Here is a 25,797-nt window from a genome sequence, read left to right on the forward strand (position 1 = left end):
GTGAGGGGCTGGCCGGTGAGGAGGGGGTGAAGAGGTTGGGGATGCCGAGGTCGAACGCGATGGAGGAGAAGAGGGGTGCGCCGCCGGTTCCGGCAGCGGCGTAGAGGTGGGTGGTGTGGTTGAGGTAGTTGGCGAGGCCGTGGTGGTGGACGAGGACGCCCTTGGGGCGGCCGGTGGAGCCTGAGGTGTAGATGGCGTAGGCGAGGTTCTGGCCGTCGAGGGTGCGCTGGGGGGTGGTGGTGGGGTGGCGGTCGATGCGGCGGTGGTCGCGTTCGAGGACGACGAGGGTGGCGTCGAAGACGGGGGTGAGGGTGGCGGTGAGGGCGCCGGAGGTGACCACGATCGGGGTGGCGGTGTCGGTGAGGACGTAGGCGAGGCGGTCGGCGGGCCAGGACGGGTCGAGGGGGAGGTAGGCGGCGCCGGCCTTCCAGACGCCGAGGAGGGTGGGGACGAGGTCGGGGCCGCGGTCCAGGCAGACGCCGACGAGGACGTCCGGTCCGGCGCCGAGGGTGAGCAGGTGGTGGGCGATGCGGTTGGCGCGTTCGTCGACCTCGCGGTAGGTGAGGCGGACGTCCCCGGCGATGACGGCGATGGCGTCGGGCGTGGCCTGCGCCTGGGCTTCGATCAGGTCGACGGTCAGGCCCTGCGGCCAGTCGACGGGGTCGCCCGCGGCCCAGGTCGTGAGCTGGGCGCGCTCGGTCTCGGGCAGGTGGGAGAGGGTCGCGTCGCCGTTGGGGTCGGCGGCCATCGCCTCCAGGACCAGCCGGTAACGCTCACCCAGCAGGCCCAGCCACTCCCGACCCACCACGGCGGTCGGGGCACTGAGGTTCACCCGGTCCGGGCGGGCCAGCACGTTGAGGGCGAACTCGTTGGCGCCGTCGCCCAGCGAGCCATCGGTGTCGATGGGGCCGTCGTCGACGAGGTGGAAGTCCAGGTACTCGAAGAGGATCGAGACCAGGTCGCCGGAGCTGCCGGCGGCGCGCTGGACGGCGGGCAGCGGGTAGCGGCGGTGCGACCAGATGGCGGTCTCGGTGGCGTAGGTCTGCTCGACCAGCTCACGCCAGGTCTTCGCGCCCCGGGTAGTCGGGAAGGGCAGGGTGTTGAGGTGCATGCCGAGCACCCGGTCGGCGCCCGGTGCCTCCATCCGGCCGTGGTAGACCACGCCGGTGTGGAAGGCGTCCTCGGCCGTCAGGCTGCCGAGCACCTTGAGGTGCGCGGCCAGCAGCACGCTCTTGAGCGAGGTCTTGGCGGCGGTGGCCAGTCGGGTCAGTCCGTCCTTGAGGTCCAGGAACGGGACCGGGACACCGTGGCGCTCGTTCCCGTGGCGCTCGCCCTCACCCCAGGAACCGGGCAGGACCAGCGGGCTGTGGGCATCGACGAGCTGCTGCCAGAAGGCCTGGGTGGCCGGGTCGGCCAGCGCGGTCTGCTCGGCGGCGATGAAGTCCGCGTAGCGGACCGCCGGCACCTCGTAGGCGGTCGGCTGCTCGCCGTTCCGCAGGCTGCGGTAGAGGGTCACGATCTCCATCGCCAGGGTGTGGTAGCTCCACCCCTCGGTGACGGCATGGATATGACTGAACGTCAGGCGCCAGCTCTGGTCCGACTCGACGTGTGCGGCGATGCGCAGCAGCGGGGCGGCGGTCAGGTCGAAGCCCGTCGCCCGCTCCTGCTCGACGTAGGCGGTCGTGCGCTCCGTGACCTCGGCCTCGGTCAGTCCGCGCAGGTCGTGCGTGGTGATCGGGACCTCGGCCGTGGCGTGGACGAGCTGGAGGGGCTGGCTGTAGCCGTCCAGGTGCATCGAGGTGCGCAGGATGTCGTGCCGGGCGACCACCGTGTCGACGGCCTGGCGCAGGACGTCCGGCGAGAACGACAACGCGTCCGGCAGGCGGAACGAGTTGATGTTCCGGTAGGTGCTGCCGCCCTGTGCCGCGAGCATCTCGACGAGCATGCCGGTCTGGATCTGGGAGAGCGGGTAGGCGTCGACGATGTCGGCCGGGAGGGCCGCGCGGTCGTCCTCGCCGATCAGGGCGAAGGGCTGGACGGCGGTGATCAGGGACTCGCCGGTGCCGTCACCGACCGCGATGGCCATGGCGGCGATGGTGCGCTGCTGGAAGACGTCCGGGATGGTGATGTCGTAGCCGGCGGCGCGGAGGGCTCCGACGAGTCGGACGGCGCGGATGGAGTCGCCGCCGAGGTCGAAGAAGCTGTCCTCCACACCGACCTGCGGCAGACCCAGCACCTCGGCCCAGACCGCGGCCAGGCGCTCCTCGACCGGAGTACGCGGGGCGGTGTAGCCGGTGGTGCTGAAGGCGTCCAGGTCGGGCGCGGGGAGGGCGCGGGTGTCGGCCTTGCCGTTGGTGGTCAGCGGAATCGTGTCCAGGGTGACGAACGCGGCCGGGACCATGTACTCGGGCAGTGAGGTCCCGAGGTGGGTGCGGAGCGCGGTCGCGTCGAGGACGGTGTCGGTGGCCGGGACGACGTAGGCGACGAGCATCTTCTCGCCGTTGGTGTGGCTGTCGCGAACGGTGACGACGCTCTGGCGGACGGTGGGGTGTTGGGTGAGCGCGGCTTCGATTTCGCCCAGTTCGATGCGGTAGCCGCGGATCTTGACCTGCTTGTCGATCCGGCCGAGGGATTCGAGGGTGCCGTCGGGCAGGCGCAGGGCGAGGTCGCCGGAGCGGTAGAGCCGGGAGCCGGCGGGTCCGTGGGGGTTGGGGAGGAAGCGTTCGGCGGTGAGTGCGGGGCGGTTGAGGTAGCCGCGGGCGACGGCGGGGCCGGTGACGTGGATCTCGCCGGGGACGCCGGTCGGGACGAGGTGTCCCCGGGCGTCGAGGAGGTGGATGGCGGTGTCGTCCATCGGGGAGCCGACGGGGCTGTGCGCGGTCCGGGTGACGTCGGTGTCGGTGATGCGGTGGTAGGTGGAGTGCACGGTGGTCTCGGTGATGCCGTACATGTTGACGAGTGCGGTGTGCTGGGTGCCGACGCGGTCGGTCCAGGGACGCAGTTCGGTCATTTCGAGGCGTTCGCCGGCGAAGACGATGGCACGTAGGGCGAGTTCGTCGATCCGGGGGTCGTTGTCGGCGGCGAGCTGGGTGAGGGTGCGGAACGCGGAGGGGGTCTGGCAGAGGATGGTGGCCTGTTCGGTGGTGAGCAGGTCGAGCATGTCGTGCGGGGAGCGGGCGATCGCGGAGGGAACGACGACGAGTCGGCCGCCGTGGAGGAGGGCACCCCACATCTCCCAGACGGAGACGTCGAAGGCGTAGGAGTGGAAGAGCGGCCAGACGTCGGTGGGGCCGAAGCGGTAGTTCTCGCGGGTGGCGGTGAACAGGCGGGCGACGTTGGCGTGGGTGAGGCTGACGCCCTTGGGCAGGCCGGTGGAGCCCGAGGTGTAGATGACGTAGATCAGATTGTCCGGACGGACACCGGTGACCGGCGGGGTCGCCGGGCACGCGTTGATCTCCGCCGCGTGGACGTCGACGAACAGACGGGTCCCGGTGAACTCCAGCTCTTCGAGGGCGGAGTGGGTGACGAGCAGGTCGGCCTTGGCGTCGGCCAGCATGTAGGCGAGGCGGTCGGCGGGGTTGGCCGGGTCGAGTGGCAGGTAGGCGGCGCCGGACTTCAGGATGCCCAGCAGGGCCGGGATGAGGTCGGGTCCGCGCTCCAGCGAGAGGCCGACGATCCGCTCGGGGCCGGCGCCGAGGGCGATGAGGTGGTGGGCGATGCGGTTGGCCCGCTCGTCCAGCTCGGCGTAGGTGAGCTTAAACGAGCCACTGGTCAGCGCGATGGCGTCCGGGGTGCGGGCGGCCTGGGCGGCGAACAGCTCGTGGACGCAGTCCTCGACCGGCTGCTCGACGGCGGTGTTCCAGGTGTCGAGCAGCCGGGAGAGTTCGTCGGCCGGCAGGTGGGCGGCGCGGGCGTCACCGTCGGCGTCGGCGGCCATCGCCTCCAGCACCGACCGGTACATCGCGCCCAGCCGCTCCAGGTTCGCCGCCGTGAAGAACTCCGTCGAGCTGCTCAGGTTGACGTGCCCGCCCTGCGGGATCGCCATCAGCGCGAACTCGTTCGAACCGCCCGCCATGGTGGCCTCGACATCGACGGAGTCGGTGTCGACCTGGTGGAAGTCGTGGTGGTCGAAGAGGACGGTGAGCAGGTCGCGGGAGCTGCCGGCGGCGCGCTGGATGGCGGGCAGTGGGTAGCGGCGGTGGGACCAGATGGCGGTCTCGGTGGCGTAGGTCCGCTCGATCAGTTCGCGCCAGGTCTTCGCGCCCCGGTCGGTCGGGAAGGGCAGGGTGTTGAGGTGCATGCCGAGCACCCGGTCGGAGCCGGGGGCCTCCAGGCGGCCGTGGTAGACCACGCCGGTGTGGAAGGCGTCCTCGGCGGTGAGGCTGCCGAGCACCTTGAGGTGCGCGGCCAGCAGCACGCTCTTGAGCGAGGTCTTCGCCTCGGCCGCGAGCCTGCGCAAGCCGTCCTCCAGGTCCGCGAACGGCACCCGGACCCCGAGGCGCTCGCCCGGCTCACCGCCCCAGGTGGCGGGCAGCACCAGCGGGCTGTGGGCGTCGACGACGCGCTGCCAGAAGGCCTGGGTCGCCGGGTCGGCCAGCGCGGTCTGCTCGGCGGCGACGAAGTCGGCATAGCGCACCGGAACCGGCTCGTGGGCCGCCGGCTCAAGGCCGTCCCGCAGTGCCCGGTAGGCGCCGTGGAGCTCCATCAGCAGCGAGTTGAGCGTCCAGCCGTCGCTGACCGCGTGGTTGTGGCTGATCGTCAGGCGCCACGCCCGGTCGGACTCGACGTGTGCGGCGAACCGCAGCAGCGGAGCCGTCGTGAGCTCGAACCCGCGGGCCCGCTCCTCCTCGGCGTAGGCGAGCGCACGCTCCGTGATCTCGGCCTCGGTCAGACCGCGCAGGTCGTACACGGCCACCGGGGCCTCGGTGGCGGCGTGGACGAGCTGGAGGGGCTGGCTGTAGCCGTCCAGGTGCATGGAGGTGCGCAGGATGTCGTGCCGGGCCACCACCGTGTCGACGGCGCGGCGGAAGGCCTCGGCGTCGAACGGCTGCGGGTCGGGCAGCCGGAAGGAGTCGATGTTGTGGTAGACCGCACGGTCGACCGCGGACATGACCTCCACCAGGATGCCGGTCTGCGCCTGGGAGAGCGGGTAGGCGTCGACGATGTCGGCCGGGAGGGCCGCGCGGTCGTCGTCGCCGATGAGGGCGAAGGGCTGGACGGCGGTGATCAGGGACTCGCCGGTGCCGTCGCCGACCGCGATGGCCATGGCGGCGATGGTGCGCTGCTGGAAGACGTCCGGGATGGTGATGTCGTAGCCGGCGGCGCGGAGGGCTCCGGTGAGGCGGACGGCGCGGATGGAGTCGCCGCCGAGGTCGAAGAAGCTGTCCTCGACGCCGACCTGGGGCAGGCCGAGGACCTGGGCCCAGACGGCGGCGAGGCGTTCCTCGACGGGGGTGCGGGGGGCGGTGTAGCCGGTGGTGGTGAAGGCGTTGAGGTCGGGGGTGGGGAGGGCGCGGCGGTCGGTCTTGCCGCTGCTGTTGAGGGGGATGGCGTCGAGGGTGACGAACGCCGCGGGGATCATGTATTCGGGGAGGGTGGTGGCGAGTTCGCGGCGCACGGTGGTGAGGTCGAACCCGGTGTTGTCGGTGACGAGGTAGGCGAGGAGGGTGTCGTCGCGGACGATGGCGACGGCCTGGTGGATGTGGTCCAGGGCGGTGAGGGCGGTTTCGATTTCGCCGAGTTCGATGCGGTAGCCGCGCAGTTTGATCTGGTTGTCGATGCGGCCGAGGTAGTCGATGGTGCCGTCGGGGAGGTAGCGGGCGAGGTCGCCGGTGGCGTAGAGGCGGGTGCCGGCGGGGCCGTACGGGTCCGGCACGAACTGCTCGGCGGTGAGTTCGGGGCGGTTGAGGTAGCCGCGGGCGACGGCGGGGCCGCCGACGTGGAGTTCGCCGGGGACGCCGATGGGGACGGGGTGGCCGGCTTGGTCGAGGAGGTGGATGGTGAGGTCGGTGAGGCGGGTGCCGATGACGCTGCGGCGGGGGCCGGTGAGTTCGGCGGGGGTGACCTGGTGGAACGTGGCGTAGACGGTGGTCTCGGTGGGGCCGTACATGTTGACGAGGGCCGGGTTGTTCCAGCCGAACGTGCTGGTCCAGTCGGTGAGTTCGGTGACGTCGAGGCGTTCGCCGGCGAACACGACGGTGCGCAGGGCGGTGCCGGTGCCGCTGCCGGTGCTGGTGGTGAGGGTGGTGGCGAGGGTGCGGAATGCGGAGGGGGTCTGGCAGAGCATGGTGATCTGCTCGGTGGTGAGCAGGTCGGCCATGTCCTGGGGGGAGCGGGCGACCATGGTGGGGACGACGACGAGGCGGCCGCCGTGGAGGAGGGCGCCCCACATCTCGAAGACGGAGACGTCGAAGGCGTAGGAGTGGAACAGGGCCCACACGTCGTTCGCCGAGAGGGCCAGCTGGTCGCGGGTGGCGGTGAACAGGCGGGCGACGTTGGCGTGGGTGAGGCTGACGCCCTTGGGTCGGCCGGTGGAGCCTGAGGTGTAGATGACGTAGATCTGGTTGTCCGGACGCACGCCGGTCACGGGTGCGGTGGCCGGGCGGGCCGCGATCTCGGCCGCGTGGGCGTCGACGAGGACGCGGGTGCCGGTGAACTCCAGCTCTTCGAGGGCGGAGTGGGTGACGAGCAGGTCGGCCTTGGCGTCGGTGAGCATGTAGGCGAGGCGGTCGGCGGGGTTGGCCGGGTCGAGTGGCAGGTAGGCGGCGCCGGACTTCAGGATGCCCAGCAGGGCCGGGATGAGGTCGGGTCCGCGTTCCAGGGAGAGGCCGACGATCCGCTCGGGGCCGGCGCCGAGGGCGATGAGGTGGTGGGCGATGCGGTTGGCCCGCTCGTCCAGCTCCGCGTAGGTCAGGTGGGCCGAGCCGCTGGTCAGCGCGATGGCGTCGGGGGTGCGGGTGGCCTGGGCGGCGAACAGCTCGTGGACGCAGTCCTCGACCGGCTGCTCGACGGCGGTGTTCCAGGTGTCGAGCAGCCGGGAGAGTTCGTCGGCCGGCAGGTGGGCGGCGCGGGCGTCGCCGTCGGCGTCGGCGGCCATCGCCTCCAGCACCGACCGGTACATCGCGCCCAGCCGCTCCAGGTTCGCCGCGGTGAAGAACTCCGAGGAGCCGCCCAGCTGAACGGCGCCACCGCTGGCGATCGCGTTGAGGGCGAACTCCGTGGTGCCCTGGTTGAGTGAGGCCTCGACGTCCACCGCGTCGGTGTCGACCTGGTGGAAGTCCTGGAACTCGAACATGACGTTGATCAGGTCGCTGTTCCCGGCGGCGCGCTGGACGGCGGGCAGCGGGTAGCGGCGGTGCGACCAGATGGCGGTCTCCGTCGCATGGGTCCGCTCGACCAGTTCGCGCCACGTCTTCGCGCCCCGAGTCGTCGGGAACGGCAGGGTGTTGAGGTGCATGCCGAAGACCCGGTCGGCGCCCGGCGCCTCCAGCCGGCCGTGGTAGACGACGCCGGTGTGGAAGGCGTCCTCGGCGGTGAGGCTGCCGAGCACCTTGAGGTGCGCGGCCAGCATGACGCTCTTGAGCGAGGTCTTCGCCTCGGCCGCGAGCCTGCGCAGGCCGTCCTCCAGGTCCGCGAACGGCACCCGGGCCGTAACGGACTCGCCCGGGTCGCCGCCCCAGGTGGCGGGCAGGACCAGCGGGCTGTGGGTGTCGACGACCTGCTGCCAGAACTCCTGGGTCTGCGGGTCGGAGAGCGCGTCCTGTTCGGCGGCGATGTAGTCGGCGTAGCGGACCGACGGCACCTCGTGTGCCGCCGGCTCAAGGCCGTCCCGCAGCGCCTGGTAGGTGCTGAGGAACTCCATCAGCAGCGAGTTGATGGTCCAGCCGTCGGTGATCACGTGCAGGTGACTGACCGTCAGGCGCCAGGCCTGGTCGGACTCGACGTGCGCCGCGAACCGCATCAGCGGGGCCGTGGTCAGCTCGAAGCCCGTGCCGTTCTCCTGCTCGACGTAGGCCCGGGCCTGCTCGGCGATCGCGGCCTGGCTCAGACCGCGCAGGTCGTGGACGGCGACCGGGATCTCGACGTCGGCGTGGACGAGCTGAAGCGGCTGGCTGTAGCCGTCCAGGTGCATGGAGGTGCGCAGGATGTCGTGCCGGGCGACCACGAGGTCGGCGGCGCGGCGGAAGGCCTCGGCATCGAAGGGGTGGGTGTCCGGGATGCGCGAGGAGTTGATGTTCCGGTAGACGTGCTCGTTCTCCGTGGACATCAGCTCGACGAGCATGCCGGTCTGGATCTGGGAGAGCGGGTAGGCGTCGACGATGTCGGCCGGGAGGGCCTTGCGGTCCTCGTCCGAGATCTGGGTGAAGGGCTGGACGGCGGTGATGAGGGATTCGCCGGTGCCGTTGCCGGGGAGGGCTGCGGCCATGGCGGTGATGGTGCGCTGCTGGAAGACGTCGCGGATGGTGACGTCGTAGCCGGCGGCGCGGAGGGCGCCGACGAGGCGGACGGCGCGGATGGAGTCGCCGCCGAGGTCGAAGAAGCTGTCCTCGACACCGACCTGGGGCAGGCCGAGGACCTCGGCCCAGACCGCGGCGAGGCGTTCCTCGACGGGGGTGCGGGGGGCGGTGTAGCCGCTGGTGGCGAACGCGTCCAGGTCGGGGGTGGGGAGGGCGCGGGTGTCGATCTTGCCGTTGGCGGTGAGGGGGATGGCGTCGATCGTCAGGTAGGCGGTCGGGACCATGTACTCGGGGAGCTTGTCGCCGAGTTCGGCGCGCAGTGCCGCGGTGTCGATGGTGGTGCCGAGCACGGTGTCGGTGACGAGGTAGGCGACGAGGGTCTTCTCGCCGTTGGTGTTCTCGCGGACGGTGACGACGGTGTCGGTGATGTGGGGGTGTTCGCGCAGGCGGGCTTCGATTTCGCCGAGTTCGATGCGGTAGCCGCGGATCTTGACCTGGTTGTCGATGCGGCCGAGGGTTTCGAGGGTGCCGTCGGGGAGGAAGCGGGCGAGGTCGCCGGTGCGGTAGAGGCGGGTGCCGGCGGGGCCGTGGGGGTTGGGGAGGTACTTCTCTGCGGTGAGGTCGGGGCGGTGGTGGTAGCCGCGGGAGACGCCGGTGCCGTCGATGTGGATCTCGCCGGGGACGCCGACGGGGACGGGGTGGAGGTGCTCGTCGAGGACGTGCATGCCGGTGTTGGGGAAGGGTGTGCCGAGGGGGACGGCTTCGAGGGTGAGGGTGGTGTCGACGGGGCAGCCGGAGTTGCCGATGGTGATCTCGGTGGGTCCGTACTCGGTGGCGAGGCGGGTGCCGTGGGGGCCGGCGAGGTCCTGCCAGCGCTGGGCCAGGGTGAGGGGGAAGTTGTCGCCCGCGGCGATGACGACACCGGCGAGGTCGCGTGCCTGGGTGGGGGTGAGCTGGTGGGTGAGGAGGTCGAGGTGGCCAGGGGTGAGCTTGACGAAGGAGAACGGTCCGGCTTCCACCAGTGCCGTGCCCAGGCTCGCGGTGTCGAGGCTGTCGGGGAGGAGGGTGAGGGGCTGGCCGGTGAGGAGGGGGGTGAAGAGGTTGGGGATGCCGAGGTCGAACGCGATGGAGGAGAAGAGGGGTGCGCCGCCGGTTCCGGCAGCGGCGTAGAGGTGGGTGGTGTGGTTGAGGTAGTTGGCGAGGCCGTGGTGGTGGACGAGGACGCCCTTGGGGCGGCCGGTGGAGCCTGAGGTGTAGATGGCGTAGGCGAGGTTCTGGCCGTCCAGGGCGCGCCGGGGTGCGGTCGCCGGGTACTGGCCGATGGTCGCCTGCTCGCGCTCGACGACGACGAGGGTGCCGTCGTACTGGGCGCCGACAGTGTCGGCCAGGGCGGCGGAGGTGACGATCACCGGGGTCGCGGTGTCGGTGAGGACGTAGGCGAGGCGGTCGGCGGGCCAGGACGGGTCCAGCGGCAGGTAAGCGGCGCCGGCCTTCCACACACCGAGGAGGGTGGGGACGAGGTCGGGGCCGCGCTCCAGGCAGACACCGACGAGGACGTCCGGTCCCGCGCCGAGCGCGAGCAGGTGGTGGGCGATGCGGTTGGCGCGTTCGTCGACCTCGCGGAAGGTGAGGCGGACGTCCCCGGCGATGACGGCGACGGCGTCCGGAGTCGCGGCGGCCTGGGCTTCGATCAGGTCGACGGTCAGGCCCTGCGGCCAGTCGACGGGGTCGCCCGCGGCCCAGGTCGTGAGCTGGGTGCGCTCGGACTCGGGCAGGTGGGAGAGGGTCGCGTCGCCGTTGGGGTCGGCGGCCATCGCCTCCAGCACCAGCCGGTACATGGCGCCCAGGCGCTGCAGGTTCGCCAAGCTGATCACATTGGTCGCACCCGCGAGGTCGAGCTTGCCGCCGACCGTGATGACGCTGAAGCCGAACTCGGTCGTGCCGTCGACCATCGTGCCCTCGACGTCGACCGAGGACTTGTCGACGAGGTGGAAGTCGAGGTACTCGAAGAGGGCGTTCAGCAGTTCCCGGTTGCCTCCGGCGGCGCGCTGGATGGCGGGCAGCGGGTAGCGGCGGTGGGACCAGATGGCGGTCTCGGTCGCGTGGGTGCGCTCGACCAGCTCGCGCCAGCTCGCGGCACCGCGCGTGGTGGGGAACGGCAGGGTGTTGAGGTGCATGCCGAGCACGCGGTCGGCGCCCGGTGCTTCCAGGCGGCCGTGGTAGACGACGCCGGTGTGGAAGGCGTCCTCGGCGGTGAAGCTGCCGAGCACCTTGAGGTGCGCGGCGAGCAGCACGTTCTTGAGCGAGGACTTCGCCTCGGTCGCGAGCCTGCGCAGGCCGTCCTCCAGGTCCGCGAACGGGATGTGGACGTGGTTGCGGTCCGCGACGCCGTTCAAGTCGGACTCGGCGAAGCCGTCCGGCAGGACCAGCGGGCTGTGGGTGTCGACGACCTGCTGCCAGAACGCCTGGGTCTGCGGGTCGGAGAGCGCGGTCTGCTCGGCGGCGATGAAGTCCGCGTAGCGGACCGACGGCACCTCGTAGGCCGCCGGCTCAAGGCCGTCCCGCAGGCTGCGGTAGCAGGCGAGCAGCTCCATCAGGAGGGTGTGGTAGCTCCACCCCTCGGTGATGGCGTGAATGTGACTGAACGTCAGGCGCCAGGCCTGGTCCGACTCGACGTGCACCGAGATGCGCAGCAGCGGGGCGGCGGTCAGCTCGAAGCCGTTCCGGTGCTCCTGCTCGACGTAGGCGAGCGTGAGGGCCGTCACCTCGGCCTCGGTCAGGCTGCGGACGTCGTGGATGGCGACCGGGATCTCGACGTCGGCGTGGACGAGCTGAAGCGGCTGGCTGAAGCCCTCCAGGTGCATCGAGGTGCGCAGGATGTCGTGCCGGGCCACCACGAGGTCGGCGGCGCGGCGGAACGCTGCGGCGTCGAAGGCCTTCGGGTCGGGCAGGCGGAAGGAGTTGATGTTCTGGTAGACGTCCCGGGACTCGGCCGCGAGCATCTCGACGAGCATGCCGGTCTGGATCTGGGAGAGCGGGTAGGCGTCGACGATGTCGGCCGGGAGGGCCTTGCGGTCCTCGTCGCCGATGAGGGCGAAGGGCTGGACGGCAGTGATGAGGGATTCGCCGGTGCCGTTGCCGGGGAGGGCTGCGGCCATGGCGGTGATGGTGCGCTGCTGGAAGACGTCGCGGATGGTGACGTCGTAGCCGGCGGCGCGCAGGGCGCCGACGAGGCGGACGGCGCGGATGGAGTCGCCGCCGAGGTCGAAGAAGCTGTCCTCGACGCCGACCTGGGGCAGGCCGAGGACCTCGGCCCAGACCGCGGCGAGGCGTTCCTCGACGGGGGTGCGGGGGGCGGTGTAGCCGCTGGTGGCGAACGCGTCCAGGTCGGGGGTGGGGAGGGCGCGGGTGTCGATCTTGCCGTTGGCGGTGAGGGGGATGGCGTCGATCGTCAGGTAGGCGGTCGGGACCATGTACTCGGGGAGCTTGTCGGCGAGTTCGGCGCGCAGTACCGGAGCATCGAGCACGGTGTCGGTGACGAGGTAGGCGACGAGGGTCTTCTCGCCGTTGGTGTTCTCGCGGACGGTGACGACGGTGTCGGTGATGTGGGGGTGTTCGCGCAGGCGGGCTTCGATTTCGCCGAGTTCGATGCGGTAGCCGCGGATCTTGACCTGGTTGTCGATGCGGCCGAGGGTTTCGAGGGTGCCGTCGGGGAGGAAGCGGGCGAGGTCGCCGGTGCGGTAGAGGCGGGTGCCGGCGGGGCCGTGGGGGTTGGGGAGGTACTTCTCCGCGGTGAGGTCGGGGCGGTGGTGGTAGCCGCGGGAGATGCCGGTGCCGTCGATGTGGATCTCGCCGGGGACGCCGACGGGGACGGGGTGGAGGTGCTCGTCGAGGACGTGCATGCCGGTGTTGGGGAAGGGTGTGCCGAGGGGGACGGCTTCGAGGGTGAGGGTGGTGTCGACGGGGCAGCCGGAGTTGCCGATGGTGATCTCGGTGGGTCCGTACTCGGTGGCGAGGCGGGTGCCGTGGGGGCCGGCGAGGTCCTGCCAGCGCTGGGCGAGGGTGAGGGGGAAGTTGTCGCCCGCGGCGATGACGACGCCGGCGAGGTCGCGTGCCTGGGTGGGGGTGAGTTGGTGGGTGAGGAGGTCGAGGTGGCCGGGGGTGAGCTTGATGAAGGAGAACGGTCCGGCTTCCACCAGTGCCGTGCCCAGGCTCGCGGTGTCGAGGCTGTCGGGGAGGAGGGTGAGGGGCTGGCCGGTGAGGAGGGGGTGAAGAGGTTGGGGATGCCGAGGTCGAACGCGATGGAGGAGAAGAGGGGTGCGCCGCCGGTTCCGGCAGCGGCGTAGAGGTGGGTGGTGTGGTTGAGGTAGTTGGCGAGGCCGTGGTGGTGGACGAGGACGCCCTTGGGGCGGCCGGTGGAGCCTGAGGTGTAGATGGCGTAGGCGAGGTTCTGGCCGTCCAGGGCGCGCCGGGGTGCGGTCGCCGGGTACTGGCCGATGGTCGCCTGCTCGCGCTCGACGACGACGAGGGTGCCGTCGTACTGGGCGCCGACAGTGTCGGCCAGGGCGGCGGAGGTGACGATCACCGGGGTCGCGGTGTCGGTGAGGACGTAGGCGAGGCGGTCGGCGGGCCAGGACGGGTCCAGCGGCAGGTAAGCGGCGCCGGCCTTCCACACACCGAGGAGGGTGGGGACGAGGTCGGGGCCGCGCTCCAGGCAGACACCGACGAGGACGTCCGGTCCCGCGCCGAGCGCGAGCAGGTGGTGGGCGATGCGGTTGGCGCGCTGGTCCACCTCGGCGTAGGTCAGCCGGGTCTCCCCGGCGATGACGGCGACGGCGTCCGGCGTCGCGGCGGCCTGGGCTTCGATCAGGTCGACGGTCAGGCCCTGCGGCCAGTCGACGGGGTCGCCCGCGGCCCAGGTCGTGAGCTGGGTGCGCTCGGTCTCGGGCAGGTGGGAGAGGGTCGCGTCGCCGTTGGGGTCGGCGGCCATCGCCTCCAGCACCAGCCGGTAACGCTCACCCAGGGAGTTCAGGTTCGCCCGGTCGATCGCGGTGCTCATGCTGTCGAGGTTGATTCGGCCGCCACGCACGATCACGTTGAGGGCGAACGAGTTGGCGCCGTCGCCCATCGATCCGTCCAGGTCGACGGAGTTCTCGTCGACGACGTGGAAGTCCAGGTACTCGAAGAGGACGGAGACCAGCTCGCCGGAGTTGCCGGCGGCGCGCTGGACGGCGGGCAGCGGGTAGCGGCGGTGGGACCAGATGGCGGTCTCGGTGGCGTAGGTCTGCTCGACCAGCTCACGCCAGGTCTTCGCGCCCCGAGTGGTCGGGAACGGCAGGGTGTTGAGGTGCATGCCGAGCACCCGGTCCGCGCCGGGCGCCTCCAGGCGGCCGTGGTAGACGACGCCGGTGTGGAAGGCGTGCTCGGCCGTCAGGCTGCCCATCACCTTGAGGTGCGCGGCCAGCAGGACGCTCTTCAGCGACGTCTTCGCCTCGCCGGCGAGACGACGCAGGCCGTCCTCGATGTCGGTGTAGGGCACCCGGGCATGCAGCTGCTCGACGCCGGCGTCCGGGGTGCCGAAGGAGGTCGGCAGGACCAGCGGGCTGTGGGCATCGACGAGCTGCTGCCAGAAGGCCTGGGTGGCCGGGTCGGCCAGCGCGGTCTGCTCGGCGGCGATGAAGTCCGCGTAGCGGACCGACGGCACCTCGTAGACGGCCGGCTGCTCGCCGTTCCGCAGGCTGCGGTAGCAGGCGAGGATCTCCATCACCAGGGTGTGGTAGCTCCACCCCTCGGTGACGGCATGGATGTGACTGAACGTCAGGCGCCAGGCCCGGTCGGACTCCAGGTGGACGGCGATGCGCACCAGCGGCGCCTCGGCCAGCTCGAAGCCCAGGGCGCGCTCGGAGGTCATGTACTCCTGCTTGCGCGCCGCGATCTCCTCGGCGGCGAGCGCACGCAGGTCGTGGATCGCGACCGGGACCTCGGCGGTGGCGTGGACGAGCTGGAGGGGCTGGCTGTAGCCGTCCAGGTGCATCGAGGTGCGCAGGATGTCGTGCCGGGCCACCACCGTGTCGAGGGCGCGGCGGAACGTCGTTGCGTCGAAGGGGACTTCGTCGGGGACGAGGAAGGAGTTCAGGTTGTGGTAGGTGTTGCCACCCTGTGCCGCGAGCATCTCCACGAGCATGCCGGTCTGGACCTGGGAGAGCGGGTAGGCGTCGACGACGTCGGCGGGGAGGGCCGCGCGGTCGTCGTCGCCGATGAGGGCGAAGGGCTGGACGGCGGTGATCAGGGAGTGGCCGGTGCCGTCACCGATCCGGGCCGCGAGGGCGGTGATGGTGCGCTGCTGGAAGACATCGGGGATGGAGATGTCGTAGCCGGCGGCGCGCAGGGCTCCGACGAGGCGGACGGCGCGGATGGAGTCGCCGCCGAGGTCGAAGAAGCTGTCCTCGACGCCGACCCGCGGCAGGCCGAGGACCTCGGCCCAGACCGCGGCCAGACGCTCCTCGACCGGAGTACGCGGGGCGGTGTAGCCGCCGGTGGCGAACGCGTCCAGGCCGGGGGCGGGGAGGGCGCGGTGGTCGACCTTGCCGCTGTTGCTCAGCGGGACGGCGTCGATCGTCACGAACGCGCCCGGGACCATGTACTCGGGCAGGGTTTCGGCGAGGCGGGCCCGCAGCTCCCCCGCGTCCACCCTGCCGCCGGCGGGCACGACATACGCGACGAGGGCCTCGTCGTGGACGGTCACGACGGCCTGGCGGACCTGCTCCAACCCGCTCAGGACCGTCTCGATCTCACCCAGCTCGATACGGTAACCACGGATCTTGACCTGGCTGTCGATCCGGCCCAGGCACTCCAGACTGCCGTCCGCCAGGAACCGCGCCAGGTCACCCGTCGCGTACAGCCGCGAACCCGCCGCCCCGAACGGGTTCGGCAGGAACCTCTCCGCCGTGAGGTCCGCCCGCCCGTGGTAACCCCGGGCCACCCCGTCACCGTCGATGAACAACTGACCCGTCACCCCCGACGGAAGCAGCCGCAGCCCCTCGTCCAGGACATAGACGCCGGTGTTGGCCAACGGGTGGCCGATGGCGATGGTCTCCGGCTCCTCGGGGACGTCCCAGAAGCTCGACCAGATGGTCGTCTCCGTCGGACCGTAGACATTGACCACCCGCCGCGTGACCGCCGACAAGGCGGACGCCAGGTGCCCGGGCAACGGCTCGCCACCCGTCAGCGCGGTGACCGAACGCTCCTCGAAACCCGCCTCCAGCAGCAGCCGCCACGCCGACGGCGTCGCCTGCACATGACTCACCCCATGCGCCCCGACCAGAGCGATCAGCGCCGCCGGATCCTTCACCTCATGGTCCCGCGCCAGCACCACCCGGCCACCCGTGACCAACGGCAGGTGCAGCTCCAGACCCGAGATGTCGAACGACACCGACGTCGAGGCCAGCCACACCGACCCATCCGGCACACCCAGGTCGTCCCGCACCGACGCCAGCAGATTGTGCAGCGCACCGTGCCCGATCATCACGCCCTTCGGACGCCCCGTCGAACCACTCGTGTACAGCACGTACGCCAACTGCTCCGGAACCACCACACCCGGCACGGCAAGGGTCGGCGGCTCGTCGAACACCACCGTGTCCAGGTCGATCCTGGTCCCGGCGAACTCCACCGACCGGCCGCTCACGGTGACCAGCACCGCCGCGCCCGAGTCCGCCAGCATGTAGTCGATCCGCTCACCCGGCAGCGCCGGATCGATCGGCAGATACGCGCCACCGGCCCGCCAGACGCCGTGCAGCAGCGGCACCAGATCCGCCTCACGCGGCAGGCACACACCCACCACGCTCTCCGGACCGACACCAGCGGCCCGCAACAGGGCACCGAACCGCGCCGCCCGCTCAGCCACCTGCCCGTACGTCAGCTCCACATCACCGACCACCACCGCGACCGCGTCCGGCGACTCCACGACCCGGGCCGCGAACGCCTCCGGCGCACTGGCCGTCGACCACACCACCTCACGCCCCGGCGCGGACAACACCGCCACCTCGGCCCCGGACAACGGCACCACACGCGCGTCACCCTCCGGATCCGCCGCCATCGCCTCCAACACCGACCGGTACAACCCACCCAACCGCTCCAGGCCCTCGGCACCGAAGGCCTCGGTCGTGCTGCTGAGGTGGAAGCGCCCGTCACGGGTGATGACGGTCAGCCCGAACTCGTTTGCGCTCTCCCGCAGTTCGGCGGAGGTGTCGACCTCATCGGCGTCCAGCTGGTGGAAGTCGTGGAAGTCGAACATCACGGAGACCAGCTCGCCGCTGCTGCCGGCGGCGCGCTGGATGGCGGGCAGCGGGTAGCGGCGGTGGGACCAGATGGCGGTCTCGGTGGCGTAGGTCCGCTCGACCAGCTCACGCCAGGTCTTCGCGCCCCGAGTGGTCGGGAACGGCAGGGTGTTGAGGTGCATGCCGAGCACCCGGTCGGCGCCCGGTGCTTCCAGGCGGCCGTGGTAGACGACGCCGGTGTGGAAGGCGTCCTCGGCCGTGAGGCTGCCCATCACCTTGAGGTGCGCGGCCAGCATGACGCTCTTGAGCGAGGTCTTCGCTTCGGCCGCGAGCTTGCGCAGCCCCTCCTCCAGGTCCGCGAACGGCACCTGCAGACCGGTCCGGCCGCCCGCGTCACCGCCCCAGGTGGCGGGCAGGACCAGCGGGCTGTGGGTGTCGACGACCTGCTGCCAGAAGGCCTGGGTCGCCGGGTCGGCCAGCGCGGTCTGCTCGGCGGCGACGAAGTCCGCGTAGCGCACCGGGAGCGGCGCCGGGGCGGCGGGCTCGCGGCCGTCCCGCAGCGCCTGGTAGTCGCCCAGGAGCTCCACCAGCATCGAGTTGACGGACCAGCCGTCGGTGATGGCGTGCGGGTAGGTGAGGGTCAGGTACCAGGACTCGTCGGACTCCAGGTGTGCGGCGACGCGCATCAGCGGAGCGGTCGTGAGCTCGAACGCGGCGGCGTGCTCGGCGGCGGCGAAGGCACGGCCGTGCTCGGCCTGCTGCTCGGCGGTCGAGCCGCGCAGGTCATGGACGGTGACCGGGATCCCGGCGGTCGCGTGCACCAGCTGGAGCGGCTGCGAGAACCCGTCCAGGTGCATCGAGCTGCGGAGCGTCTCGTGGCGCGCGGTGATCAGCTCGACGGCGCCGCGCAGGGCGTCCGGCGAGAACGCCTGGCGGTCCGGAAGGCGGAAGGAGGTGATGTTCTGGTAGACGTTCCGCCCGTGGGTCGCTGCCAGCATCTCGACGAGCATGCCGGTCTGGACCTGGGAGAGCGGGTAGGCGTCGACGACGTCGGCCGGGAGGGCCGCGCGGTCGTCGTCGCCGATGAGGGCGAAGGGCTCGACGGCGGTGATCAGGGACTCGCCGGTGCCGTCACCGATCCGGGCCGCGAGGGCGGCGATGGTGCGCTGCTGGAAGACGTCGCGGATGGTGATGTCGTAGCCGGCGGCGCGGAGGGCTCCGGTGAGGCGGACGGCGCGGATGGAGTCGCCGCCGAGGTCGAAGAAGCTGTCCTCGACGCCGACCTGGGGCAGGCCGAGGACCTGGGCCCAGACGGCGGCGAGGCGTTCCTCGACGGGGGTGCGGGGGGCGGTGTGGTTACTGGTGGTGAAGGCGTTGAGGTCGGGGGTGGGGAGGGCGCGGCGGTCGGTCTTGCCGCTGCTGTTGAGGGGGATGGCGTCGAGGGTGACGAACGCCGCGGGGATCATGTATTCGGGGAGGGTGGTGGCGAGTTCGCGGCGCACGGTGGTGAGGTCGACGCGGGCGTTGTCGGTGACGAGGTAGGCGAGGAGGGTGTCGTCGCGGACGATGGCGACGGCCTGGTGGATGTGGTCCAGGGCGATGAGGGCGGTTTCGATCTCGCCGAGTTCGATGCGGTAGCCGCGCAGTTTGATCTGGTTGTCGATGCGGCCGAGGTAGTCGATGGTGCCGTCGGGGAGGTAGCGGGCGAGGTCGCCGGTGGCGTAGAGGCGGGTGCCGGCGGGGCCGTACGGGTCCGGCACGAACTGCTCGGCGGTGAGTTCGGGGCGGTTGAGGTAGCCGCGGGCGACGGCGGGGCCGCCGACGTGGAGTTCGCCGGGGACGCCGATGGGGACGGGGTGGCCGGCTCGGTCGAGGAGGTGGATGGTGAGGTCGGTGAGGCGGGTGCCGATGACGCTGCGGCGGGGGCCGGTGAGTTCGGCGGGGGTGACCTGGTGGAACGTGGCGTAGACGGTGGTCTCGGTGGGGCCGTACATGTTGACGAGGGCCGGGTTGTTCCAGCCGAACGTGCGGGTCCAGTCGGTGAGTTCGGTGACGTCGAGGCGTTCGCCGGCGAACACGACGGTGCGCAGGGCGGTGCCGGTTCCGGCGTCGGTGCTGGTGGTGAGGGTGGTGGCGAGGGTGCGGAATGCGGAGGGGGTCTGGCAGAGCATGGTGATCTGCTCGGTGGTGAGCAGGTCGGCCATGTCCTGGGGGGAGCGGGCGACCATGGTGGGGACGACGACGAGGCGGCCGCCGTGGAGGAGGGCGCCCCACATCTCGAAGACGGAGACGTCGAAGGCGTAGGAGTGGAACAGGGCCCACACGTCGTCGGCGGTGAAGTCGATGCGTTCGCAGGCCGCGGTGAACAGGCGGGCGACGTTGGCGTGGGTGAGGCTGACGCCCTTGGGCCGGCCGGTGGAGCCCGAGGTGTAGATGACGTAGATCTGGTTGTCCGGACGCACGTCCGTGACCGGCGGGGTCGCCGGGCACGCGTTGATCTCGGCCGCGTGGACGTCGACGAGGACGCGGGTGCCGGTGAACTCCAGCTCTTCGAGGGCGGAGTGGGTGACGAGCAGGTCGGCCTTGGCGTCGGCCAGCATGTAGGCGAGGCGGTCGGCGGGGTTGGCCGGGTCGAGCGGCAGGTAGGCGGCGCCGGACTTCAGGATGCCCAGCAGGGCCGGGATGAGGTCGGGTCCGCGTTCCAGCGAGAGGCCGACGATCCGCTCGGGGCCAGCGCCGAGGGCGATGAGGTGGTGGGCGATGCGGTTCGCCCGCTCGTCCAGCTCGGCGTAGGTGAGCTTAAACGAACCACTGGTCAGCGCGATGGCGTCCGGGGTGCGGGCGGCCTGGGCGGCGAACAGCTCGTGGACGCAGTCGTCCACCGGCTGCTCGACGGCGGTGTTCCAGGTGTCGAGCAGCAGCTCACGCTCCGCGGCCGGCAGGAAGTCGATCGCGGAGAGCCGGGCGTCCGGCGTCGCGGTGAGGCCGGCCAGCAGGTTCAGGTAGTGCGCGGCCATCCGCTCGATCGTGCCGCGGTCGAAGAGGGCGGTGGCGAAGCAGAGCCGGGCCTCCAGCGGCCCGTTCACGCCGTCGGTGATGTCCAGGGTGAGGTCGACCTTGGCGATCCGGTCGGCGGACTCGGGGCGCACGGTCAGGCCGGGCAGCTCGAAGGTGGGCGCCTGGTGCTCGCGGAGGATGAAGTCGACCTGGTACAGCGGCGTGCGCGAGAGGTCGCGGTTCGGCTGCAGCTCGTCGACGAGGCGGGCGAACGGCACGGACTGGTGCTCGTAGGCGTCCAGCATGGTGCGGCGGCCGGTCGCGAGCAGCTCGCGGAAGGTCGGGTCGCCCTGCCAGTCGAGGCGGTTGACCACGACGTTGATGCCGTAGCCGATCAGCCGCTGGAGCTCGGGGCGGGCGCGGCCGGAGACGGTGACGCCGACGGGGATGTCGGTGGTGCGGGTGTAGCGGGAGACCAGCGACTGGAAGGCGGTGAGCAGGACGACGAACCGGGTGACGTCGTTCTCGGCAGCCACCTGCTGGGCCCGCTCGGCGAGTTCGGCCGGGATCGTGAAGGTGACGGCGTCGCCGGCGGACTCGCGGCGGGCGGGGCGGGGGCGGTCGGTGGGCAGGTCGATGACCGGGACGTCGGACAGCCGGCCGCGCCAGTAGTCGAGCTGGCGGTCGAGCACGTCACCGCTCAGCTCCCTGCGCTGCCAGGCGGCGAAGTCGGCGAACTGGACCGGCAGCGGGGCGAGCGGGGAGGGCGCGCCGGTGGTGAACGCGGTGTACAGGGCGCCGAGTTCCTCCGCGAAGACGCCCATCGACCAGGCGTCGCACGCGATGTGGTGGAAGGTGACGACCAGGATGTGCCGGTCCTCGGCGAGGGCGAGCAGCCGGGCGCGGACCGGCCAGTCGCGCTCCAGGTCGAACGGGGTGACGATCTCCTGCTCGGCGAGCTCCCGGGCCCGCGCCTCGCGGTCCTGGACGGGGACGTCCGCCAGGTCCACGACGGGGAACGGCGGGGCCGCGGGAGCGTCGACGATCTGGACCGGCTCCTCGCCGGCCAGCAGGTAGCGGGTCCGCAGGATCTCGTGGCGGGCGACGATCTCCGTCCACGCCGCGCGCAGGGCGGCGCGATCCAGCGTCCCGTCGAGCCGCAGCGCCAGCGGTACCAGGTACTCGGCGCTGTCGGGCTCCAGGCGGTTGAGGAACCACATCTGCTGCTGACCGAACGTGACGGGCAGCGGCTGGTCCCGATCAACCGTGGTGATCAGGGACCGGCGACCGCCCCGCTTGCCGGCCAGCCGGCGCCGCAGCAGCTCCTCGCGCTGCGCTGCCACGTCCTGCTTGGTCGACTTCATGTCGCCGGTGTTCATTCCTAGTTCTCCTTGGAGTTCGTGGCGGCGGCGCCGGCCGTGGCGGTGCTGGGGGCGAAGAGGTCCGACTCCGCGATCTCGGAGTCGCTCAGCTGCTCGATCTCGGCCCTGATCTGGTCCTCGATCGCCGCGGCCAGACGGCCGACGGTGGGCTGGGCGAAGACGGTGCCGATGGAGAGGTCGATGTCGAACTCGTCCTGGAGCTGGGAGGTCATGCGGATGGCCAGGATCGAGTGGCCGCCGAGCGTGAAGAAGCTGTCCTGCACGCCGACCCGGGGCAGTCCGAGCAGTTCGGCCCAGATCTGGGCGATCCGCTCCTCGGTGGGGGTGGTGGGCGGCTGGAAGCCGTCGTCCCCGGCGTCGATGTCGGGCAGGGCCCGACGGTCGACCTTCCCGTTGGCGGTGAGCGGGATCCGGTCGATCACCGTGAGGGCCGACGGGACCATGTAGTCGGGGAGGCGCTCGGCGAGCGCGGCCCTGACCGGTTCGAGGTCGACGGGCCCGGTGCCGTCCGTGACCAGGTAGCCGACCAGCGACTTCTCACCGGTGGTGCTCTCCCGGACGATCACCACGGCGTCGCGGACCGGTGCCAGCTCCGACAGTACGGCCTCGATCTCTCCGAGTTCTATGCGGTATCCGCGCAGCTTGACCTGGGTGTCGATGCGGCCGAGGAAGGAGATGCTGCCGTCGGAGAGCACCCGGGTCAGGTCACCGGTGCGGTAGAGGCGGGAGCCGGCCGGGCCGTAGGGGTTCGGGACGAACTTCTCGGCGGTCAGCTCGGGCCGGCCGTGGTAGCCGCGGGCCAGGCCCTCGCCGCCGACGTGGAGTTCGCCGGCGACGCCGACCGGGACGGGCCGGCCGGCCCGGTCCAGCACCAGGGTGGTGGTGTTGGGCAGCGGGCCGCCCAGCGGTACGGCGGCGGCCTGCGGCCGGTCCACGGGGTGCACGGTGGAGCCGATCGAGGCCTCGGTCGGTCCGTACTCGTTGATCAGCCGGCCGGGGCCGAGGGCCGTGAGCCAGCGGTTGGCGAGGCGGGCGGGCAGTTCCTCGCCGGCCACCAGGACCAGCCGGGCCAGTGCCGACATCCGGTCGTCGGTCAGCTGGTCGGTGAGCAGTTCGAGGTGCCCGGGGGTGAGCTTGACGAAGGCGTACGGCGCACCGGCCAGCAGCGTCTCGCCGAGGGTGGCGAGATCCAGGTCGGCGGGCAGGACGTGCACCGCGCGGCCGGTGATCAGCGGCACGTACAGGTTGGTGGCCGGCAGGTCGAAGGCGATGGAGCTGAACAGCGGGGCGCCGCCCTCGGCGCCGGTCAGGTCGCGGGCCGCCCAGCGCAGGTGGTTGGCCAGGCCGCGGTGGTGCACCATGACGCCCTTGGGGCGGCCGGTGGAGCCGGAGGTGTAGATCGCGTAGGCGAGCAGCTCCGGGTCCCCGGAGCGGGCGGGCCGCTCGGCCGGGCGGGCCTCGACGGCGGCGCGGTCGGCGTCCAGCAGGACGAGGGCGCCCTGGTGGCCCGCCGTGGCGGAGGCCTGGTCGGAGGTGGTGACGAGCAGCGGCGAGCGGCAGTCGGAGAGGACGTGGCGCAGCCGCTCGGCGGGCAGCGACGGGTCCAGCGGCAGGTAGGCGGCGTCGGCCTTCCAGATGCCGAGCAGGGCGGGGACGAGCTCCGGTCCGCGGGCCAGGCAGAGGCCGACGACGGTGTCGGGGCCGGCGCCCAGGGCGATCAGGTGGTGGGCGATGCGGTTGGCCCGCTCGTCCACCTCGGCGTAGGTCAGCCGGGTCTCGCCGGCGATCACGGCGACGGCGTCGGGGGTGGTCCGGGCCTGCTCCTCGAACAGGTCGAGGGTGGTGCCGGCCGGCCAGTCGGCGTGCTCGCCGGTGCCCCAGCCGGTGAGCTGCTCGCGGTCCCGCTCGGCCATGATCCCGGCGGCCGCGAGGGTGACGGCGGGCTCGGCGGTGACGGACTCCAGCAGGCGCAGGAAGTGGTCGGCCAGCCGCTCGACGGTGGTCCGCTCGAACAGCGCGTCGGTGTACTCGAAGGCGCCGCTCCAGGTGCCGTCGGCCTCGCTGCGGACGTAGAGGGTGAGGTCGGTCTTGGCGACCTGGCGGGCCGGGTGGAGGTAGTCGATGTCGGCGCGGTCGGGCATGCCGCCGATCAGCTGGCCGTCGTGCAGGTTGAAGGCGACCTGGTAGAGCGGGGTGCGGGACTGGTCGCGCTCGGGGCGCAGCTCGTCCACGATGTGCTCGAAGGAGAGGTTCTGGTGGGCGAAGGCCTCGCGGCAGACCACCCTGACCTTCTCCAGGGCCTCGGTGAAGGTCAGGCCCTCCGCCAGCCGGCAGCGCAGCACCAGCGAGTTGAGGAAGAAGCCGACGGTGCGGTCGACCTCGGGCCGGGTGCGTCCGGCGACCGGGGTGCCGATCACCACGTCCCACTGGCCGCTGAGCCGGGCGAGCACGGTACCGAAGGCGGTCAGCAGCGTCATGAACGGCGTGGCCTCGCGGCTCTGGCCGAGGTCGGTGACCGCGGCCATCAGGCGCTGCGGGATGTCGAAGGTGACGACGTCGCCGTGCGGGTCGCGCTTGGCGGGGCGCGGGTGGTCGGCGGGCAGCTCCAGCGGGACGAGCCCGTCGAGCGCGGTGCGCCAGTAGGCGAGCTCGTCGGCCAGCCGCTCCTTGGAGTGCCACTCCTGCTGCCAGCCGGCGTAGTCGGCGTACTGCACCGGGACGGCGGGCAGCCGCGGGGTGACGCCGGCCCGCAGGGCGGCGCACAGCTGGTGGAACTCCTCCTCCAGGACGGCGGCCGACCAGCCGTCGCAGGCGATGTGGTGGATGGTGACGAGCAGCAGCTGCTCGTCGCCGTCGGCGGGGGTGCGGGCCAGGGTGGCGCGCCAGAGCCGGCCGGAGGCGAGGTCGAAGCCGGTCTCGAACTGCTCGCGGAAGAGCTCGACGATCCGCTCACGGCTGCCTTCGGCGCACCGCAGCTCGATCGGCAGGGTTTCGCCGATCTCCTGGAGCGGTTCGCCGTCGACGACGGTGTAGCGGGTGCGCAGCGCCTCGTGGCGGTCGGCGAGGGTGTCGAGCACCAGGCGGACGGTGTCGGCCTCGACGTCCCCGGGCAGCCGCAGGAACAGCGGGGCGGTCCACTCCGGGCTGGGCTCCATGGTGTCGAGCAGCCAGATCCGGCGCTGGCCGTACGAGAGCGGCAGCGGCCGGTCGCGCGGCACCGGGGTGATGCCGGCGGCGGTCGGCCGGGCGTCCGCGAGCAGGGCGACCTGCTCGCGGACGGTGACCGCGCCGAACAGGTCGGCGAGCACGATCGGGGTGCCGGTGGCCGCGTGGAGGCGCTTGGCCAGCTCGGTCATGATCAGCGAGTAGCCGCCGAGCTGGAAGAAGTTGTCGTCCAGGCCGACCTGCGCCACCTCCAGCAGCTCGGACCAGATCCGGGCCACGGTCCGCTCGACGGCGGTCACGGGGGCGACGTGGGCGGGGCGGCCGGGCGCGGTGTCGGCGGGCGCGGCCTGCGGGCGGTCGGCCTCGTCGAGCAGCTCCAGGACGCCGTCGCCCTGCCAGCGGACCAGGTCGCCGGTGGCGTGCATGCGGCTGCCGGCGGTGCCGTAGACGGCGGGGCGCAGCCGCTCGGCGGTGGTGCGCGGGTCGTCGAGGTAGCCGGCGCCGGCGCCGAGGCCGGCCGCGTTCAGCCGGCCGGGGACGCCCGGCGGGACGAGGTCGCCGTACTCGTCGAGGACGAGCAGCGGGATCCGGTCGATCGGGCGGCCGAGCAGGGTGTTCGGGCCGGTGCGGTCCGGGTCGACGGTGTGGGCGGTCACCGCGAGGGCGCCGTCGAGCAGGTGGACGCTGCACACTTCCTCGGCGCCGGTGGCGGTCAGGGCGCGCGCGGTGCCGGCGGTCAGCCCGGCGCCGGCGGCGAGCACCAGGCGGGGGGCGGTGCCGGGCCGCAGGTCGGCGGCGGCGAGCAGCGCGGGCGCGCCGGCCAGTACGGTGGCCCGCTGCTCGGCGGCGACGGCGGCGAGGCCGGCGGGGTCGGTCACCGGGACGGCGGTGGCCCCGGCGGCCAGCGCGGCGAACAGCGGGGCGAACCAGCCGTCGGTGCCGCCGGCGCAGAGCACCCGGTCGCCCGGCTCCAGGCCGAACTCCTCGACCAGCCAGTCGATCTGGTGCAGTACGGCGGCCTGGTCGAGGACCAGGGTGCGGCCGGTGGCCGGGTCGTGGCGCAGCCAGGCGGCGTCGGTCGGCCCGGCGGGCCGACCGGGGTGGTCGGCGGGCCGGTCGGCGAGGTCCAGCGCCAGCGTGCGGGGGCCGACGACCCGGGCGGCGCCGTGCCGCTCGGGCGCGTCCTCGTCCAGGGTGAGGACGAGCTCCACCCGGGCGGGCAGGGAGCCGAGCGGGAGGTCGGCGGGCAGGGGCAGGACGGCCGCGCCGGCGCGCCAGACGCCGAGGGCGGTCCGCGCGAACGCCGCCCCGGGGGAGAGGCGCACGCCGACGACGCCGCCGGGCGCGATGCCCGCCTCGGCGAGGAAGTGCGCCAGCCGGCCGGCGTGCTCGTCGAGCCGGCGGTAGTCGGCGCGGTCCTGGTGGTCGGACACGGCGATGGCGTCGGGAGCCCGGCGGGTCGAGCTCGCAATCAGGTCGTGCAGGGAAGGCCGCGGGGTCACGAGAGCTCCTCGCTCGGTG

General features: G+C 72.1%; 1 protein-coding gene and 2 pseudogenes. All 3 read right to left on the bottom strand.

Annotation, left to right across the window (positions count from 1 at the left end; genetic code table 11):
* Positions 1 to 46 precede the first annotated feature (46 nt).
* Positions 47 to 12,667: pseudogene (locus OG618_RS20375) on the bottom strand (amino acid adenylation domain-containing protein); the annotation flags it as partial.
* 125 nt (positions 12,668 to 12,792) lie between these two features.
* A pseudogene (locus OG618_RS20380) lies at positions 12,793 to 21,108 on the bottom strand (amino acid adenylation domain-containing protein); the annotation flags it as partial.
* 2 nt (positions 21,109 to 21,110) lie between these two features.
* Positions 21,111 to 25,778: a non-ribosomal peptide synthetase gene (locus tag OG618_RS20385; protein ID WP_329488964.1), complete on the bottom strand. Its 4,668-nt coding sequence runs from the start codon at positions 25,776 to 25,778 to the stop codon at positions 21,111 to 21,113.
* Positions 25,779 to 25,797 lie beyond the last annotated feature (19 nt).

Origin of the sequence: Kitasatospora sp. NBC_01246, assembly GCF_036226505.1 — a bacterium.
In the GTDB taxonomy this organism is placed as follows: Bacteria; Actinomycetota; Actinomycetes; order Streptomycetales; family Streptomycetaceae; genus Kitasatospora.